This is a genomic window from Alteromonas sp. KC3 (assembly GCF_016756315.1).
Lineage (GTDB): Bacteria > Pseudomonadota > Gammaproteobacteria > Enterobacterales > Alteromonadaceae > Alteromonas.
On record NZ_AP024235.1, the window covers coordinates 3,931,775 to 3,951,326 of the forward strand.

15 protein-coding genes are annotated in these 19,552 nt (G+C 44.1%); 5 read left to right on the top strand and 10 right to left on the bottom strand.

Features of this window, described 5'->3' with window-relative positions; genetic code table 11:
• Positions 1–8: 8 nt before the first annotated feature.
• The 7 genes from rplX to rnr all read right to left on the bottom strand — a co-directional run bounded on the left by rplX (position 9) and on the right by rnr (position 10,201).
• A complete protein-coding gene (rplX, locus tag JN178_RS17355) occupies positions 9–323 on the bottom strand; it encodes a 50S ribosomal protein L24 (protein ID WP_014950912.1) in 315 nt (104 codons plus the stop codon).
• A gap of 12 nt (positions 324–335) precedes the next feature.
• Positions 336–704, bottom strand: coding sequence for a 50S ribosomal protein L14 (gene rplN / locus JN178_RS17360; protein ID WP_012519228.1), 369 nt, complete (start codon positions 702–704; stop codon positions 336–338).
• 222 nt (positions 705–926) lie between these two features.
• Positions 927–3,035 (bottom strand): GAF domain-containing hybrid sensor histidine kinase/response regulator, encoded by a 2,109-nt coding sequence (locus tag JN178_RS17365; protein WP_202262595.1) that lies wholly within the window; start codon positions 3,033–3,035, stop codon positions 927–929.
• A 132-nt stretch (positions 3,036–3,167) separates the two neighbouring features.
• Positions 3,168–4,562 carry a DUF4397 domain-containing protein gene (locus JN178_RS17370; RefSeq protein WP_202262596.1) on the bottom strand — a complete coding sequence of 465 codons (1,395 nt, stop codon included), beginning with the start codon at positions 4,560–4,562 and terminating at the stop codon, positions 3,168–3,170.
• A gap of 255 nt (positions 4,563–4,817) precedes the next feature.
• Positions 4,818–6,485, bottom strand: coding sequence for a S8 family serine peptidase (locus JN178_RS17375; RefSeq protein WP_202262597.1), 1,668 nt, complete (start codon positions 6,483–6,485; stop codon positions 4,818–4,820).
• Between the two features lie 608 nt (positions 6,486–7,093).
• Complete coding sequence (gene rlmB / locus JN178_RS17380; protein ID WP_159627421.1) at positions 7,094–7,834, bottom strand: 23S rRNA (guanosine(2251)-2'-O)-methyltransferase RlmB; 741 nt, start codon at positions 7,832–7,834, stop codon at positions 7,094–7,096.
• On the bottom strand, positions 7,835–10,201 hold the full coding sequence (gene rnr / locus JN178_RS17385; RefSeq protein WP_202262598.1) for a ribonuclease R: 2,367 nt from the start codon (positions 10,199–10,201) through the stop codon (positions 7,835–7,837).
• Positions 10,202–10,529: 328 nt separating this feature from the next.
• Between rnr and JN178_RS17390 the strand changes: the two genes are divergently transcribed.
• A complete protein-coding gene (locus tag JN178_RS17390) occupies positions 10,530–12,206 on the top strand; it encodes an alkaline phosphatase D family protein (protein WP_202262599.1) in 1,677 nt (558 codons plus the stop codon).
• A gap of 108 nt (positions 12,207–12,314) precedes the next feature.
• Here JN178_RS17390 and JN178_RS17395 read toward each other — a convergent pair whose 3' ends face one another.
• Complete coding sequence (locus JN178_RS17395; RefSeq protein WP_442859711.1) at positions 12,315–14,600, bottom strand: TonB-dependent receptor; 2,286 nt, start codon at positions 14,598–14,600, stop codon at positions 12,315–12,317.
• 303 nt (positions 14,601–14,903) lie between these two features.
• Between JN178_RS17395 and JN178_RS17400 the strand changes: the two genes are divergently transcribed.
• On the top strand, positions 14,904–15,188 hold the full coding sequence (locus tag JN178_RS17400; RefSeq protein WP_202262601.1) for a PepSY domain-containing protein: 285 nt from the start codon (positions 14,904–14,906) through the stop codon (positions 15,186–15,188).
• A 138-nt stretch (positions 15,189–15,326) separates the two neighbouring features.
• A complete protein-coding gene (locus JN178_RS17405; RefSeq protein WP_202262602.1) occupies positions 15,327–15,866 on the top strand; it encodes a cytochrome b/b6 domain-containing protein in 540 nt (179 codons plus the stop codon).
• Positions 15,867–15,886: 20 nt separating this feature from the next.
• Here JN178_RS17405 and JN178_RS17410 read toward each other — a convergent pair whose 3' ends face one another.
• Together JN178_RS17410 and JN178_RS17415 are read right to left on the bottom strand one after the other, a co-directional pair.
• Positions 15,887–16,549, bottom strand: a complete 663-nt coding sequence (locus JN178_RS17410; protein WP_201283996.1) for a tetratricopeptide repeat protein — start codon at positions 16,547–16,549, stop codon at positions 15,887–15,889.
• A gap of 227 nt (positions 16,550–16,776) precedes the next feature.
• A complete protein-coding gene (locus tag JN178_RS17415; protein ID WP_159627433.1) occupies positions 16,777–17,028 on the bottom strand; it encodes a TIGR02647 family protein in 252 nt (83 codons plus the stop codon).
• 235 nt (positions 17,029–17,263) lie between these two features.
• Between JN178_RS17415 and ubiD the strand changes: the two genes are divergently transcribed.
• Complete coding sequence (ubiD, locus tag JN178_RS17420) at positions 17,264–18,730, top strand: 4-hydroxy-3-polyprenylbenzoate decarboxylase (RefSeq protein ID WP_202262603.1); 1,467 nt, start codon at positions 17,264–17,266, stop codon at positions 18,728–18,730.
• A 107-nt stretch (positions 18,731–18,837) separates the two neighbouring features.
• Positions 18,838–19,533 carry an NAD(P)H-flavin reductase gene (fre, locus tag JN178_RS17425; RefSeq protein ID WP_202262604.1) on the top strand — a complete coding sequence of 232 codons (696 nt, stop codon included), beginning with the start codon at positions 18,838–18,840 and terminating at the stop codon, positions 19,531–19,533.
• The last annotated feature ends 19 nt before the right edge of the window (positions 19,534–19,552 follow it).

Consider the following 19,552-nt stretch of genomic DNA (forward strand, 5'->3'; position numbering starts at 1 on the left):
CAATATAATTAAACAAGTTCGCCGTTAGACTTGAAGAAACGTACTTTCTTCTCATCTTCGAAACGGAAACCAACGCGATCTGCTTTGCCCGTTGCCGGGTTAACAATCGCAACATTAGAAACGTGAATAGAAGCTTCTTTCTCAACAATGCCACCAGCTACGCCCAGTTGTGGGTTTGGCTTAGTGTGCTTCTTGACAAGATTTACACCTTCTACAATTACACGGTTATCAGCAATAAGCACTTTAAGGACTTTGCCTTGTTTGCCTTTGTCTTTACCCGCTAATACGACTACTTCATCATCACGACGAATTTTATTAGCCATTATCGTGACTCCTTATAGTACCTCTGGGGCCAATGAGATGATTTTCATGAAGTTTTCACTTCTCAACTCACGGGTAACCGGGCCAAAGATACGCGTACCAATTGGTTGCTTGTTTGCATTAAGCATAACAGCCGCGTTACCGTCAAAACGGATGGTAGAACCATCTGCACGACGAACGCCTTTTCTAGTACGCACCACCACTGCGTTCAGTACGTCACCTTTTTTAACTTTACCGCGAGGAATTGCTTCCTTAACAGTAACTTTGATGATGTCACCGATACCTGCATAACGGCGATGCGAGCCACCAAGAACCTTAATACACTGAACCCTGCGAGCGCCGCTGTTGTCTGCAACGTCCAGGTTAGTTTGCATTTGGATCATGTTAGTGCTCCGCTCTTAAAAATTAAGACTCTCCCGAGTCGTTAGTGCTGCTAAAAACAACTGGATATCGTTGCTTTTATGTACATACCCCCATAAAAAGGGCGCGAAATAATAACAGAAAACTTTTTGAAGTGATAGCGGTAAATTGAATTATTTTTAAACTATGTGACCAATAAAAAAGCCCCAACTAAAAGTCGGGGCCAATAACCACGTCACAGGTTATCAAGCAGAACTTTTTAGCGCGTTTTCTGTTGATTCAATGTGTCTACTTAGGTGCTTATAAATACACGATTTTAACCGACTCGCTCCAACAGGTTTTGATATGAAGTCATCCATGCCAGAATTCAAGCATTTTTCTTTATCGCCGACTAATGCATTTGCCGTTAACGCCAATATTGGTATCTCCTGCGCTTCGCCACCTAGTTTTCGTATTCGGCGTGTCGCCTCTAGTCCATCCATAACCGGCATATTGCAGTCCATTAATATAATGCTGTAGGCGCTTTTTCTGTCCAACGAATGCTTTACCTTTTCTAGCGCTTCACTACCGTTACAAGCAAATTCGGTTTTAATCCCTACTTCTTTCATTTGTTCTTGAATGACAAGTTGATTTATCTCGTTATCCTCAACAACTAAGGCTTTAAATTGTGTTAAGTCCCCAACGATGGCATCGATAGCAATAGCGTCACTTTCTTCATTTGTACTTACGTCTGAGGTCATTGCATCCTTAAGTAGCACGTCCACAGTGAAGGTACTTCCTTGACCAATTTCGCTTTGAATGGTGATATCGCCCTGATAGTAGCTCACGATTTGTTTAACGATTGCTAACCCAAGTCCTGTACCGCCAAAGCGTTTGTGTGTAGAGCTTTCCGCCTGAACAAAGGGCGAAAAAATTAGCGATTGCTGGTATTCACTGATACCAATGCCTGTATCTGCGACAATAATTTTTACTTTAAATTGTCCTTCACCGTAATGAACACACCGAGCGTCGAGTTTTATTTCACCACTTTCGGTAAATTTTATGGCGTTGTTGAGAAGGTTAATGATCACCTGACTCGCTCTTAACTTATCCACCATAAAGCGTTTCCCATGAAGCGCTCTGGTATTAACGTGTAATGCTAACGATTTGCGCTCTGCCAGACGCTTGAACATCGGGACTTGCTCATCAATAACACATGATAAATCCGTGGGTTCGTTTTCAAATGGCATATTACCAGAGTCAATTTTTGAAAAATCGAGGATGTCGTTTACTATGCCCAATAGTGAATCGGCACTCTTTGTGGCCACCTCAGTGTATTCTAGTTGTTTTGTACTGAGCGCTGTGGAGGCGAGCGCCTCTAACATGCCCTGAACTCCGTGAATGGGCGTACGAATTTCGTGACTCATATTCGCTAAGAATTCGCTGCGCGCTTTCAGTGCCTGCTCTGCAATATCGCTTTTTCTTTTGAGTGCGGCTTTATCGAGATATTGTTGCGTAATATCCATAGTCGCGCCGATAATTTTAAGACAGCGTCCCTCTTGCATGACTGGATGCGCACGGCTCTCCAGCCACTTATGTTCCCCTTGATCCGTTATTATTTGAAACTGATAAGTGAAATCTTCACCTGATTTGATAGTCCGCTTAAACCTATCTACATAGATTTTTTGCTCTTCAGGGTCTTGAATGAGGCCTATTACATAGTCTGGTGTGACTACTTTATCACTATTGACATGAAGCATTTTTTTCAATGATTCAGACCAAACCAGGGTATACGAGACAACGTTTAGTTCCCACGTTCCAACACCTGCCAAATTAGTGATTTGTTGCAGCAGTGAATTTCTCTCTTCTAATACAACTTTTTGCACTTTAAGTTTATTAATCACCTGTTGCTTCTCAAGCTCATTGCCTATCCATGAGGCAAGTAGCAATAGATAATCTAACTCTATATCGCTAAACGGCCTTTCTCTTGCCGAAAGAGAAGAGAAATTTACCGTACCAAAAAACTCCCCATTTACATTAATGGGAGAGGCTAAGTAGCTTCGTAAGCTATATTGTTCAAAGCAAGGATGAGACGCCCCTGGTGATGCTTCAATATTGTGATATGCCACCACAGCGTCTGTTGCGACAACGTCAGCACAGTAGGTGTCGCAAAGCGAAAATACTGCCCCTTCGCATAAAGATTTGTCGGGTGAATGCACGGAAACAATCTGGTAGCTTTTCCCTTGGATGCTACTCACTATTCCCGTTTCTAGGCTGAGGATCCTCGCACCAATTTCAAGCAGACTATGAAGTTTGTCTTCAAACGACAAACGACAATCGTTAGATACTGTGCGAAGGTCTTGAATAACACTCATGAGGCCTATCACTCCTCGAACACCATTAAAAAAGGGCCAGACACTTACGCGCCTAGCCCTTTAAAGTTAAGTTAAATTGGCAAAGATGAAAGTTTTCCTCATTATCAATTAGTATAAAAAATCACTAAACCATTAATAAAGCACGCGAATTTCATAACCTGTAGCGGTATCAGCGGGCTCAACAGTCACAATGTAGTTTTCTTCTTCAACAAACCCAAACAATGCGGTTCTATCAAGCAGCACTTGCTCGCCATTATCATCTTCGTAAACCGCTATGACTTCGTAGTAGTCGGAAGGTAGTACCTCACTCGCGCTTTCACCAAATTCTAAGTTTTGCAGGTCGTATTCAGCGGTATCGATGGTTTCATCATTACGCACTAAGTAAAAGTCAACGTCGTCGAAATCGTTAACTAAATTGATGAAATTAACCGTTTTATCGTAGGCTTGAGGTAAGCCGCTTTCTACAAAGGTAGCAGCACCAAGCTTGTCGTCATTGTTATAAATCAGTATTGCTTTGCTCTCGCCTTGATTTAACGTGATCAATTTATTATTGAGTGAAGTAGCACTACCAGAAGGGTCTGTCACTGTTACTCTATAATCGCCATATCGAATGGCGGTAAATGAAGAAAGCTCACCAGCCGATAATGTAAAGCTCACATCTTCTTCGTCGGTATTCCCCCCAAAGCTCACTTGTAGATCTGCATCAATATTTGACGAGTTATAAATACGATATTGTGAGTCAGCTTCAACATCAGTGAGTGCTGTTACTGTTGATGAATTAAGAATAGTGTCTACAACTAAGCCTTCTTGAATAGCACCACTTACGTCGCGCAAAGTAAGAACGTATTCTGTTTCATAGATGAAGTCGATAGTCTGCGATTCAAATATGACCTCATCGCTACCCGGCTCGGTGAGATAAATTGTGTACTCGCCTTCATCAAAATAGTCACTGTCATCATCAGCATCCCAAAATACAAACTCTCCTAGGTCGCCAGCGTTTGCGCTTCCTAAGTAATTTGCAGCTTCAAATGGGTCACCTGACTCACTCATATAGAAATCGTATGACGCATTATCAGCCGTTACCGATAACGCAAACAAACGAAAATGGTCTTCTAACGTTTTTCTTTCATATTGGTAGTTAGAAAAAGACGGTGCAGCAAAATCTCCACTCATCACAATCAAGGTTTTATAACCTTCGCGAAGATCAACGGTAATAGTATCGATAAGAACTTCTTGATCATCTGAGTCGGTACGAATGAACTCAAGTTCCAATTCACCGCTTTCTAGCGAGTACATAGACGTAGTATCACCAAATTGCGCCGAACCAAAGCTATCGCCGTCAACTTCGCGCATTTCTACGTTTGCGCCATTAGGTGATGCGTTGTAAAACTGCACATACGCATAAGTATAATCAGAACTACTGCTATCTGAGCCGCCACAAGCGCTAAGCCCTAATAATACGATAAGCCCACATATTATTGTTCTAAAACCTACTGTCATATTCACAGATGGTGTGGTTAGTTGCATAAATTGAATTTCCTTAAGGTGTTTCGAAAGACGGTTAAACGCGAAAAAATTCGCGCAAGCTGCGCCGAAATGCTTGCACAATACCGCCATATGGCCTTTAGGGAAGCGAGAGGTTCACCGCTTTACGCCATCTTTGCAAAGCTGACTTTTCTTTAAGGAATCTTTACATTTACCAATTCATAGCAACGGTTCTTCCCATTATTGAAAACAAAAAAAAGCCTGCATAAGCAGGCTTAAAAGGGAGACGTTTAATAATTACTCATACGAGTAAGATAAGGTTAATCCGCTGTAGCTTGAGTAAGCACGGATACCTATATGCCAAGTACCTGATGCTGGCGCATCAAATGTGCATACTTCGTTGTTGCCATTTTGGTACGGACGACAATCATAGCTATTGGTCTCTGGTTGAGAACCAAACTTAACGTACAAGTCCGCATCACCAGAACCACCTGATGTACTAATTGTCATTTGCGTAACACCTTCAGGAATGGTCCAAGTGTAGCGGTCCCAGTTTCTGCGCGTACCAGATAGATTGGTAAGCTGACCAGATACAGGCTCAACACCTGGCTCTGAACCGCCGCCACCACCGCCACCACCAGCACAACCATTCGTATTAAGATAGTTGTACGCATCAGCAAGTTGCATCAAGCCATAGCCGTAGAAGTTGTCGCGTCCAGCGCTACCCTTATCTTTCGCCGTTGCCGTTAATGCATTACGAATCTGATTATTAGAGCACTGCGGGAAATAACTCCATACTAATGCTGCACCACCTGCTACGTGTGGCGTTGCCATCGATGTACCACTTAGCGATGCGTAGGTATTAGTTGGGTAAGTTGACTGTACTGCGCTACCTGGCGCCGCAATTTCAACTTGGTTGTTGTATTGGCTGTAGCTTGCACGATTCTCATTTGAATCTACCGCTGCCACTGACATTACCGCATCATATGAAGCAGGATATGACTTAGCACTGTTGCCGTCATTACCTGCAGCGGCAACAAGTAACATGCCTGCATCAGTAAAGCTCTGCATCGCATTTTGCTCTGCTGTTGATGCACTACCACCACCTAAGCTCATGTTTACCACGTTTGAGCCAGCAGACTGACACTGTGTAATCGCATCGATTAGGTCTGACGCATATGTCCATTGACCGTTGTCGTTAAAGATTTTAACAATATGCATATCAACACCAGGGTATACACCTACTACCCCTTCGTTGTTGTCATAGGCAGCGATAGTGCCAGCCACGTGAGTACCATGACCATTACCATCGTTGTACCAGTTACCTACTGCACTGTTGTTTGCTTGACCTGTTACGCCATCGTTAGTACCCGGTAAATCTGGGTGGCCTAAGTTGTAACCAGTATCAATGATACACACTTTGCGTGCTTGAGTGTCAGACTGGCCAAACTGGTTTGCTTGTACCATTGTGTAACCATAAGGCGTAGATTGCGCCATTGATTTACGACGTACATCAACCTCGATACTTTCAATGTTGGGGTTTTTGCGAAGCTTGTTAAGCGCAGCTTTAGACATCGTTGCAGCGACCATCTTATGCTGCTTAAGCTCTTTCTTAATATCACCACCCGCTTTGCGAACTTCTGAACGCGCCGTGACAATGTCGAAAGGACGTTTTGCCTTTCCTTTTGCTTTAGCGCTTGCCATGTTGCCTTTTTCAACAGACATTGTTGCGTACTCGCTTGTCATCTCGTCTTTGAACTTAATGATATAGCGTTCTTGCTCAACTACTTGATCAATGCCTAATGTCAGGCGCTTACCCAAAGCAGTTTGTAGGTTTTGTGGTTTCTCTTTCACTTTGACAAGCCCTTCGCTTGCCGCCATTGCAGAGTTACCTGTTAAGCCAAGTGATACAGCTAATGCAGCTGCCGTTATACATGTGTGTTTCTTATTTAACTTAGAGTTCAATTTTATTTCCTGTTTATCTGTCTTGTTGTGTTTCTGTACTGTTTTTATTTTCCGTACTTTAGAAACGCTTTTATTATTTGATGACATACAGGTGTTACCGTTACCTCATACGAAATGCTCATCCATGACTACCGACGCAACTGCGTTGCAACGACGTACCCGCGTGTCGAGTAAATGTGAAGTTGCACATTAGGCAACTACACACAACGCCCATATTAGCCAGCTAATCAACACCTTACGTATATTGCCTTAACCCTGGTTTGCGCTTTTTATACTTAAAAAAAAGCGCTTAAAAGCAACGTTCAGTATCGAAACCACATAAGCTCTGCGTTACGAGCACATTCATAGTAGGAATAAACTTTCATAATTAACATTAATTCAACAAGAACAAATGTAACAAAATATTAAGGAGCGATAAGATTTACTTAAATATCGGGACTTGGCAGCGAAAATAAATACATAAAGCACAACATCGTCGCCATTTCGCAACAACCTGCAAAAACGAAAACGGATTTTAGACAAGAATATTAAGAAAAACTAAAGAGGCGTAAGAAATTAAGGAAAGTAAGAGAAGTGAGGAGATGTGTCGCTAAACGCAAACGCGCGGATCAAAGTCCGCGCTGTCTAACGATTTCGTACAAGCATACACCGGTGGCAACAGACACGTTTAAACTTGTTACGCTGCCGGCCATGGGCAATTTAACGAGTTCATCGCACGTTTCTTTGGTTAATCTGCGCATGCCTTTGCCTTCTGCACCCATGACGAGGGCAGTTGGGCCTTTAAGATCGACGTCATACAAGGTCTTATCCGTTTCGCCTGCCGTACCGACAACCCATAATCCCTTCTCTTGAAGGTGCTTAAGCGTTCTAGATAAGTTGGTGATTTGAATGAGCGGTACCACTTCTGCCGCTCCGCACGCCACTTTTCTCACTGTACCATTGAGACTGGCTGACTTATCCTTTGGCACAACCACAGCGTGAACACCAGCACCGTCGGCTGTGCGCAAACATGCACCTAAGTTGTGAGGATCGGTGATGCCATCTAGCACAAGAATTAACGGCTGAGATTCACGCGCTAAAATTGTATCCAGATCAGCTTCGTCTAATACGCGAGCAGGCTTTGCGCGAGCAACCACACCTTGATGCTGCTCACCATTTACCTTATCGTCGAGTGCCTTTCGCTGGCAAAACTGAACAGAAATACCGAAACGGCGGGCTTGGTTAACAATTGTCGTCAAACGCTCATCGTTGCGCCCTTTCAACACCAATACTTCCATTACACGCTCGGGCTCTTTCTCTAGAACCGACTGCATAGCGTGTAAACCGTATAACCATTCTTGCTGCGCCATTTAACGCTTACCTCTTTTATTTAGCTTTAATGTTTTGCCACTTTTTCCAGTGCTTTTACCAGATGAACGGGCGCCAGACGGTTTTGACGCGCCGCCTTTGCCTTTTGGCGCCTCACTGTGGTATCGCTTACCTTTGCTTGATGCTTTCTTGGCAGACTTCACTTTTACTTTCTTACCGCCAGCGCCGCGCAGCATAGACTTATCGAGCAATAAATCAATCTTTCTCTCATCAAGGTTAACCGCAGCCACTTTCACTTCTACCGTATCACCCAACCTGAATTGGCGATGCCCCGACTCTCCTACCAATGCTTGTTTCACATCGTCATAGTGGTAGAAATCATCGTCTAACGAGGTAATGTGCACTAAGCCATCAATATGGTATTCGGTTAAACGGATAAACAAGCCAAAGTTGGTTACTGAACTAACAACGCCTTCAAAGATATCGCCGACGTGGTCGAGCATAAACTCGCATTTGAGCCAGTCTGCAACATCGCGGGTAGCGTCGTCAGCGCGACGTTCTGTCATCGAGCATTGCTCTCCCAGCTGCTCAATTTCATCAATAGTGTAGTTTTTCGCACCACTTACCGCTTTTTTTCCTTGTTGTTTAGCAATGATGCCTTTTAAGGCGCGATGCACAACAAGGTCAGGATAACGGCGAATAGGCGAGGTGAAATGCGCATACGCTTCAAGCGCTAAGCCAAAGTGACCGACATTGTCGCCGTCATATATAGCTTGTTTCATAGAGCGAAGCAACATAGTTTGAATGAGCTCTTCGTCTACACGTCCGCGCGTTTTAAGTACCACATCGGTAAAGGCGGCAGGCTCTGCATCCTCAGTAATGCGATGAGGAATACCAATTTCACCCAAGTAGCTGGTAAATGCAGTCAGCCTGTCAGCATCTGGCTTGTCATGTACTCGATATAGCGCTGGCGCCTCATGCTTTTCTAGCATTAATGCCGCACTCACGTTTGCCATGATCATGCACTCTTCAATAAGCTTGTGCGCATCATTGCGTACAAGCGGCACGATGTTTTCTATTTTACGTTGCGCATTAAAGACAAACTTCACTTCTTGGGTTTCAAATTCTATTGCGCCACGTTTAGCACGCGCTTTTTTCAACGCTCTATACAAGTCATGTAAGTTGCGAAGGTGCGGTACATGCGCTTCATAGCGCTGATGAAGCTCCTTATCACCCTGCAAAATATTCCACACCTTAGTGTAGGTAAGGCGCGCATGAGAGTTCATTACAGCTTCATAAAACTGAAACTCGTCTAATGTGCCTTGCGCACTGATGGTCATTTCACACACCATGCACAGTCTGTCTACTTCAGGGTTCAGTGAGCAAAGACCATTTGAAAGTACTTCGGGCAACATAGGAATCACTTGGTCTGGAAAATAAACCGAGTTACCGCGTTGCTGAGCTTCGTCGTCTAATGCAGAACCAGTGCGCACGTAATGACTAACATCAGCAATAGCCACCCACAGTTGCCAGCCACCATCATCGAGAGGTTCACAATAAACGGCATCATCGAAATCCCGAGCATCTTCACCATCAATGGTCACGAGGGGCAACTGACGTAAATCAATTCGCCCTTCTTTTGCTTCATCAGGTACTTGACCCGTTAAGCTTTCAATCTGTTTGGTCACACCTTTAGGCCACTGATGCGGAATATCGAAAGTGCGTAATGCCATTTCAATTTCCATCCCCGGTGCCATATGCTCACCAAGCACTTCTACGATTTTTCCCACAGGACTCATTTTGCGACGTGGACGTTGAGTAAGTTCAACCACCACCACTTGTCCCATTCGAGCACCGTGTGCGCTTTCTGGTGGAATAACAATTTCGTGCTGTAAACGACTGTCATCAGGCACAACCATGCCAAAACCTTGCTCAACGAAGTAGCGGCCAACAATGGGTTCGCTGCGGGCTTCAATGACTTGAGTTACAAATGCTTCTTTGCGCCCACGTCGATCGGTCCCGCTAATGCGAGCTTCAACAACATCGTCGTGCATAAACAAGTTCATTTGCCCAGCACTGATAAACAAATCACCGCTTTTATCTTCAGGGCGCAAGAATCCGTAACCGTCACGATGGCCAATAATGCGGCCTTTAATCAGTTCATCACGGTTTTGAAGTATGTACTTTTTTTGCTTAGTGAACTGTACTTGCCCTTCTCGCTCCATAGCGCGAAGTCGACGCTGAATGCCAATACGGGCATCTTCGTCAAAAGCGTTCACTAAATTACAGATATCAAGGAACGACAGTGGTGTGTCGTGTTCTTTTAGCAAGCTCATTAGATATTCACGGCTTGCTACCGGATTTTCGTACTTCTCTTTCTCGCGCTGATAATGCGGATCATCACTCATGTATTTATAAATTACCTTTTATTGCTTCAAAGGAAACGACAAGACACATCACGTGTTTTTCATTCCCTTTTTTACTTTGTATTTGCTGTAACCCCATCACTAAAACCTAGTTAATGTGGTCGTTTGCTGCACAGTATAACAGCATTTCGCTTAAAACACGGCGTAGTAATTACACTTGCTACCGCCCTTTTGTGTTTTGCTTTTCAGCCACTACAACGAACTGCTTGCATTGACATCACCCTGTCATATAGCCAACGTATAAATTTACCCTACCCTTTTTTCTTATTTGACTGTTCAAATAAATACCATTACCAAATAAGCAGGCACTATGGATAGAAGAACGTTTATCAAATTATCATCACTCACGGGCGCTACTGTGGCAGTATCTACAGGGTTGGCAGGGTGTGTTTCTAGTACTACGTCACAAACCAATGCCGAGTTTACTCATGGCGTTGCCAGTGGCGATCCACTTCGCGACGCCGTCATTATATGGACAAGGGCTCAGCCACCATCAGCAAGCGTTAAAGCCGATATCTTGTGGGAAGTTGCTGCAGATAAGGCCTTTGCCAATATTATTGCTAGCGGTAACGTACAAGCTATGGCAAGTAGCGATTTTACCGTAAAAGTTGATGTGACAGGTTTATCCCCAGATAGCACATACTTTTATCGCTTTATCAGTGCCAATAACACAAGTCCCATTGGCGAAACGAAAACGTTACCGTCTCAAGATGTAGATAAAGTGACATTAGGTATTTTTTCTTGTTCAAATTATCCAGCAGGTTTCTTTACGCCTTATATGGAGGCAGCCAAAAATAACAGTATCGATTATGTCTTGCACTTAGGTGACTACATCTATGAGTACGACGGTGAAGGTTATGCGACAGAACATGCAAAAGAGATTGGTCGCACTTTTGCGCCAGACAATGATACTGAGTTATACACACTAACAGATTACCGAAAACGCTATGCTCTATATCGTACCGACGAAGGCCTGCTTGCGCTTCATCAGAATAAGCCCTTTATTGTGGTTTGGGATGACCACGAGATCACCAATGACACCTATAAAGACGGGGCTGAAAACCACCAAAGTGATGAAGGCGATTTTTATGCCCGAAGAGCAGCTGCAGTTCAAGCATACTACGAATGGTTACCCATACGTCCACCGTTTGGTGCTGAGCGATTAGAAATCTATCGACAATTTACCTTTGGCTCGTTGTTCGACCTTTACATGCTAGACACGCGTGTGCTGGCTCGCGACAAGCAGCTTGAATATGGGCACTATAGAGACAGTAAAACCAAAGAATTCGACAAAGCCACTTTTATGAAAGATATCAGCGAGCCAAGTCGTGGACTTTTAGGTGATGCGCAACGAGACTGGTTAAACACTGCGATGCAAAATAGCAAGGCAAAGTGGCAGGTGTTAGGACAACAGTTGCTCATTGGTCGCATGCTGTTTCCGGTATCTATTTTTAATGGCGTTCCTCGCGAGCAAATTCCAGCCCATGTTCACACGCTGGCAAATTTGAAACGCAAACAAATGCAAGGTGAAACGCTATCTGATAAAGAGCTGTCTCTTATCAATACTGTTATGCCCTACAATTTAGATGCATGGGATGGCTATCCGGTTGAGCGAGAACGTTTACTTACTGCGCTCAACAATCTCAATAAACCGGTTATCGCCTTGGCAGGTGATACACATAACGCCTGGCACAACACGCTTACGCTAGAAAACGGAACGGTTGTCGCAACAGAGCTGGCTACACCGGGTGTAACTTCTCCTGGTATGGAGCACTATTTATCGATGGACGATGAAGCGGCTACAACATTAGCGAATGACTTACCACTTCTTATTGGCGATTTAGCTTATTGTAATTTACACCAGCGCGGCTTTCTTACGCTCGAAATTACCGAAGAAAATGCGACTGCCACATGGCACTTTGTCGATGCCATTTTGACGAAAGATGGCAAAGTCTCAAATACCCATACCTTCGAGATTAACGCATAATGTGGTAAGCACGGTGGGGATATGTTTGTGAGTAGATAAGCCGTCACCTGTTTTATTCAGTGACGGCTTTTTTATACACGCTTTTATAAACGCCAATTAAGCAAACTTTTAGAATGCATAGTAAAGACGCACACCACCAATGCGCGGCATACCGCGAACGAAAGTTGGAATGCCCAATCCACCACCTGTATTACCCGCGTCAATTACATACTCTTTATCAAATACATTGTTCACATACACTTCATACGAGAATGCACTATCGGCGTTGTTGAGTTTAATCGATACATCAGTGAGTGAATATGTGTCTTGAGACAACCCCGGATAGTTACTACTTTCAAAAAAGACTTCAGACTGGAAACTGGTCAGCCAATTCACATCATAGGTCCAGTTACCAACGTTAAACAGTTTATTGATGTTTATCGCCCCGCTTACTTCGGGCGCAAGACGAAACTTGTTGCCACCGTACTGAAAAGGCGAACCATCAACTGTATTCTCAGCAAACTCCGCATCAAGAAATCCCAGACTTGCAGTGAATGTTAAGGTGTCACTGTAATTATAGGTCGCCATACCTTCAATACCTGACATAGTAGAATCTCCCACTGTCACGGTAATCGACTGAAGCGTGTCTTGGTCGGTATAGCTTTGCTGATAATCACTGTACTCATAGGTGAAAATAGCACCTGAGAAAAGGAAGTTAGCACTTTGATATTTCACACCGAGATCATAGCTATCGACCATTTCAGCTTTAGTGATGGTTGTGCCCCCAGCGTTTGCGTCAACAACCGGTGAACGACGACCTTTGGCATAGTTTGCATAGATATTCCAGTTGTCATTCACATCATAGCTCACTGCAAAGCGGGGTAAGGTATCATCAAAATCACCCTCGCCTTCGAAGGTAAAAGGCCCACCCGGTAAAGCAAACGTATTGCGAGTGTAACGTGTTTCATCAATGTATCGCACTCCAGCCGTCACATTGATATTGTCAGTGATAAAATAAGAAAGTTCCGCAACGTAGCTTCGAATATCCAATTCAGCTTCAAAGGTAAATGGACCTTGCACCATAATAGGTGGTAAGTCAGGGTTTGAAATAGGCGTACCATCTGCATTAAACAATGACGAGACCAATACACTGCGTAACGCTTCAATATCAGACAACGAAGCATTGGTAGCGATATTTTGGTTAAGCGGAATGTTTGAGGTCGCTTCCAGTTGCGCCTTGACTGCGTCAAACGTTCCACGTACAAACGGATCGAACATGACATAGTAAGGCAAAATTGAGTCATCTTGATTGATTGAAGCACCAACAAAACCTGCTAGTTTGTCGCCCGAGTCATAGACCAGACGCACAGAGCCACCTTTTAATGTCGCGTCATTATCAAAATAAGCATCTTGAATTCGAAGCGCCGAACCGTCTGCATCAAACCCTTCGCTTACTTCAACATCTTTGTAAAACGCATCTGCATGTAAACTAAGCGTTTGGTTTATATCGACGTTCGCAGTGATATCGTATGCTTGTAATGTACGCTCTATTCCTAACTCACTTCCCAAACTAAACTCAGCAGCGCTGAATGGGCTAGTATCACCATTGTTCGGCGCAATGGAGCCTGACTTAAATGCGATACCAGGTTGATCGTTATACTCCATCGCAGCACGCGCGATGACTTCTAGCTTATCAAAAGTAGCTTTATAGGTTGCGCGCAACGCCTGCACCGATACACCTTGCAAGTCTTCGCTATTGCACGCTTCTGCATTGCCATTGTGATTATACATATCACCAAAACCGTAATAAGCATCTTTGCTACATGCGTTATTTTTAACAATGCCATCCATATCGCGGTAAAGGCCGGCTAGGCGAAAGCTGTGATTGTCATTCACAGGAAGGTTATACATGAACTCAAGTTCTTCACCCTGTTCGCTATTGAAACCAACTTGAACCTTGGCTTCTTCTTCGTTGGTGGGAGTGTTGGAATGAATACTGATAGCACCATTGGCTGCCGCCACACCAAATAACGTCGGTTGAGGACCTTTTAATACTTCCACACGCGAGATATCAAATAATGCAACACTTGAGACTGTCTTTTTACTGATATCGAAACCGTCTTGGTAGACAGAAATGCGCGGCGTTGCCGATACTGACGACACATCATCAGTGACGCCTCGAATATTGAACGAAGGTAGACTTACCGCTTGTTCTTGAATTTGAACATTGGGGAGTATGCGAGAGAGTTCATCGAGTTCCATGATATTGGTGCGCTCTAAAAACTCACCACCAATTACATCCATGGTCACTGGCACATCCATAATAGACTGTTCGCGCATTTGCGCCGTTACCGTGATCTCTTCTATATAATCATTACTATCATCTGCGCCATCTGGCGAACGAGTTTGCGCCATTGAAGAGTGGGAAAACGCGAGTAAAACTGCACTGGCGATGAGCGTGCGAGGGTACATACCTTATTCCTTTTGACGTGTGTGTTGATGTTTTTATTGAATGAGCTGTCAATAACAGCGAAGACAAAGAATGTAGTGTGGATTTAAGACGCTTCAATGACGTGTAAGTGACAAGTGAAAGGCACTTTTGTGACATAATTTACATAAATATCAGCCTATTAATGGGATATATAGTTATTTGAACTAAAAGCGTGGTACGCTGCGTATTACAACTGTTTAATCAATACCATGTTGAGGGAAAGTAATATGAAAAAGGCAATTATGATGACTATGGCGGTTGGTGCTGCAACACTATTAAGTGCATGCAGTGCAGAACACGGTACTACTCAGTGCACAACAGCGCCACAGTCAGAATGGCAAAATCAGGATATGTTCCAAGCAAAATTGCTTGCTCAAGGTTACAAAATTAATGAATTCAAAGTAACTGGCGGTAACTGCTACGAAATCTATGGTTTTGATAAAGACGAAAACAAAGTTGAAATTTATTTCAACCCCGTTGATGGCAGTGTAGTGAAAGAAGAGCGTCACTAATTACCACTTTAAGTATTGATATGCGCTATTAACGCGCAATAAATACAATGCACTAAAAAAACGCCACGGTTATTGAAGTGGCGTTTTTTGTTTGTGTATGCTTATTCCACCTGAGCACGACTAACGCTACTATTACCGATGAAAACTATAACGAACAATGACATTTATATTTGGGATCCCTTAGTGCGCTTGTGTCATTGGGGTTTAGTCGCTGCGTTTGTCATCAATTATTTTACTGTCGAGCCAGGAAGGCTTATCCACGAAATAGCAGGCTATTGTGCACTTGCCCTCATTGTCGTGCGTATTTTTTGGGGCTTTAAAGCAAGTGCGTCTTCCTTTGCTAGCTTTAAGACTGTCAAACTAACACGCCAATCGTTTAAAACTCACATCACACAGCTAAATGCTAACCAACTGCCTAAAGCGCATGGCCATAATCCGTTTGGATGGCTCATGGTCTTTGCAGTAATTACGCTAATAACCGGGTTGGGAGTAACCGGTTTTTTAATGGAAGAAATTGACGCATTTTTTGGCAATAGTCAGCTAGAGTGGGCGCACAGCTTAATGGCAGATGCCCTATATGGTTGTGCACTGGTTCATATTGCCGCCGTTTTTTGGACACAACACAAAGGTCGCATCCAACTTATTCGCCCTATGCTTACGGGTAAACGCAAGCGTTAGAAAGCGCGTAGAATTCGCTGTTAACTATCTAATGGGCGTTTAGCTTCACGAACCGCCTTGGGGTGCATTAGCTTTTCTAAGCGAGCCAAATAAGATGCAATTTGTTGATGCTGCGTTTTATCGTCAGTCACAGAGTTGTATAGCCAATGATAGGCATCTTCATAATCGTAAGGGCTTCCATAGCCTTCTAAAAACAGTTCAACTAAGCGAATTTGTGCCTTTAAGTTTTTAAGTGCTGCGGCTTCGCGCAAATACACCACGGCACGAGATTTGTCTTGCTGAACCAAGGTCCCTTTAGCATAGTAACGCCCCAGTTGTTCAAGTGCTGCAGGCAAGCCCTGATTCGCTGCATCTTCCATATAACCGATGCCTCGAGAAGGAGCGGCATCTACGCAAACTCCCCACGCCAACATGTCTCCCCATAAAAACTGATAGGCGGGAACTTTCAGAATATCGGCTCTGGCTTCGATGTCTTGTACCAACTGGCAACGGTCTTCTACAACCTTATCAAGGTGTGTATTGGCGTTAATCATCTCGATAAGTTTGTCTTGGCTATACAGCTGTACGGCACGCAACTCTTCTACGGTTTCCCCTTCAAGGGCAACAGCATTTGTCGCCAGCACTCCCATAAGAAGCCCGGACAATAAACTCAGCGGTAATAAAGAAGGCAAATTTCGTTTCATAACTATCAAACAACACAAAGCTAGCGTAACTATGTTATCGACAAAGTATAGAATATCTTAACCACGCTGCATGCATCTTTACATCAGGGGCGTATTAAACCAACTTGCATTGGAACCTACCCAGTTGGCATGAATAGCAGAAAGATGTGACCACAACGAATCGGCAACACACGAGGCGCGTGGAATACTTGTTCCAAATGAGCGCCGCGTGAAGCTCGGTTAGCGGCCTAGTGACTACTTTTTCGTGGACACAACGCTGACTGCATGTGCCTTGCATGATCGGCAACATCAATACCTAAATCGGTGAGATAGCCGCCATCTGATTGGGTAATAAGTCCCTTGGCGTAGAGTCTTGATGCAGCGTTTACCATAGTTTGGCTCGCGTCGTGATGAATCTTTAAACCTTGAAGCAGGCTATCGGTTGGAAACTTAAGTAATAGGTTTAACTCGTCGAGCATGTCCTGATCGAATATCGTCATATAACCACCTTAGGCAAAGGGTTAACAATTAGCGCACATTAGGCGTGCTACGCTATGAGAATTTTTTATCTTACTTGTTGCCACACTTCCTATATCACACCCAATTGCATGCGCTGTAAAGCGTAATTTTTGTCTGTAAAACGTTTAATCTGGTTTTCACACCGCGAACTGATCGGAGTTTCATTCAAAATAGTATATTCTTGCCGTAATTAAAGTTTGTGGAAAAGCCAGCCCAATGAAGTACAAAGATTTACGCGACTTTATTCGCCAGTTAGAAGCAAAAGGCGAATTAGTGCGCATAAAGCAAGCCATTGATACTGACCTTGAGATGACAGAAATAGCTGATCGCACCTTGCGAGCAGGCGGTCCTGCGCTGTTATTTGAGAACCCGAAAAATCACAATATGCCTGTATTGGCTAATTTATTTGGTACACCAGAGCGTGTTGCCATGGGCATGGGGCAAGATTCAGTTGAGTCACTTCGCGAAGTTGGCAAATTGCTGGCCTACTTAAAAGAGCCAGAACCCCCAAAGGGCTTGAAAGATTTATGGGAAAAGCTTCCCGTATTTAAGCAGGTGCTAAATATGCCTGCCAAAGTACTCAAAAAAGCGCCCTGCCAAGAAGTAGTGCTAACGGGCGATGACGTTGACTTGTCAAAAATTCCGGTTCAGCGCTGCTGGCCGGGAGACGCAGCGCCACTCGTAACATGGGGCTTGAGTGTCACAAAAGGACCTCACAAAAAACGCCAGAATTTAGGCATTTATCGCCAGCAAGTCATCGGTAAGAATAAACTCATCATGCGCTGGTTATCACATAGAGGCGGTGCGTTAGATTTTCGCGAATGGTGCCAAACTCATCCGGGCGAACCTTACCCTGTTTCTGTTGCACTAGGTGCAGATCCTGCCACAATCTTAGGTGCTGTTACGCCTGTTCCCGATACGCTATCTGAATATGCGTTTGCAGGCTTATTGCGAGGTGACAAAACAGAGGTTGTTAAATCAATAAGCAACGATTTACAGGTACCGGCCAGCGCAGAGATTGTGCTTGAAGGTTACATTGCGCAAGATGAAACTGCCCCAGAAGGACCATATGGCGATCACACAGGTTATTACAACGAAGTTGATGACTTCCCAGTATTTACAGTAACCCACATTACACATCGTAAAGATCCTATTTATCACTCTACCTACACTGGTCGTCCACCGGATGAGCCTGCCATTTTAGGCGTGGCGCTAAACGAAGTGTTTGTGCCTATCTTGCAAAAGCAGTTCCCAGAAATTGTAGACTTCTATCTACCGCCTGAAGGTTGCTCGTACCGCATGGCGGTTGTTACTATGAAAAAACAATATCCGGGGCATGCCAAGCGCGTCATGATGGGTGTATGGTCATTTTTGCGACAGTTTATGTACACCAAGTTTGTCATAGTGTGCGACGACGATGTCAATGCACGTGATTGGAATGATGTTATTTGGGCAATTACGACGCGTATGGATCCTGCCCGCGACACCGTGATGATTGAGAATACCCCCATCGATTATCTCGATTTTGCATCACCCGTATCTGGGCTTGGTTCGAAAATGGGTATGGATGCCACGAATAAAATGCCGGGCGAAACCGATCGCGAGTGGGGCGTACCTATCGTGATGGATGAAGACGTGAAAAAGCGGGTTGATGATATCTGGGATGAACTTGGTATTATGTAGTTCGGTATGGCGAAGAAAAGCTGTCACGACAAAAAGCTACAACACAGAGCTACCACAGGCGTCACGCTAAATTATAAGCTAAGAAGTACAAGGTAAGAAGAGAATACATGTCAGAAATTAAGTGTAAGGTTGCAAGCATTACGCCTTTAACCGAAGTAGTACAAAAAGTTGAGTTAACTCCCTCTGAAACCGTGAACTTCAAGGCGGGCCAATACGCTATGATTGTAATGGGTGAAAAGGATATGCGTCCTTTTTCCATTGCTAATGCGGCTTATGACAACAACCGCATCGAACTACATATTGGTGCAGAGCCTGGCAATAGCTATGCGGGTGATGTGCTAGCACGCATGAAGGAAGAGGGCGAAGTATCTGTTGTGGTGGGTAATGGCGATGCATTTTTGCAAAGCAACGGCTTACCTATGGTACTAATTGCAGGTGGCACGGGCTTTTCTTACACCTACTCTATTTTGCAAGAGCACCTAAATAGCGGCGATAAAACACCAGTCACATTGTATTGGGGTGCAAAGCACGCACATGACCTTTATTTGGCTGACGAACTCACTTCATTAGCTGCGGCCAACCCACATTTTACTTTTGTTCCCGTTGTAGAATTTGCAAATGACGATTGGAAAGGCCGCACTGGTTGGGTACATCACGCAGTAATGGCCGACCATGCAAACTTCGAGAGTGTCCAAGTTTATGTTGCCGGACGTTTTGAAATGGCAAAAGTAGTACGCGACGACTTTACGCAGCGCGGTCTCAAAGTAGAAAACTTATTTGGTGATGCATTCGCATTTATTTAACAGCACACCTTATTGTTAA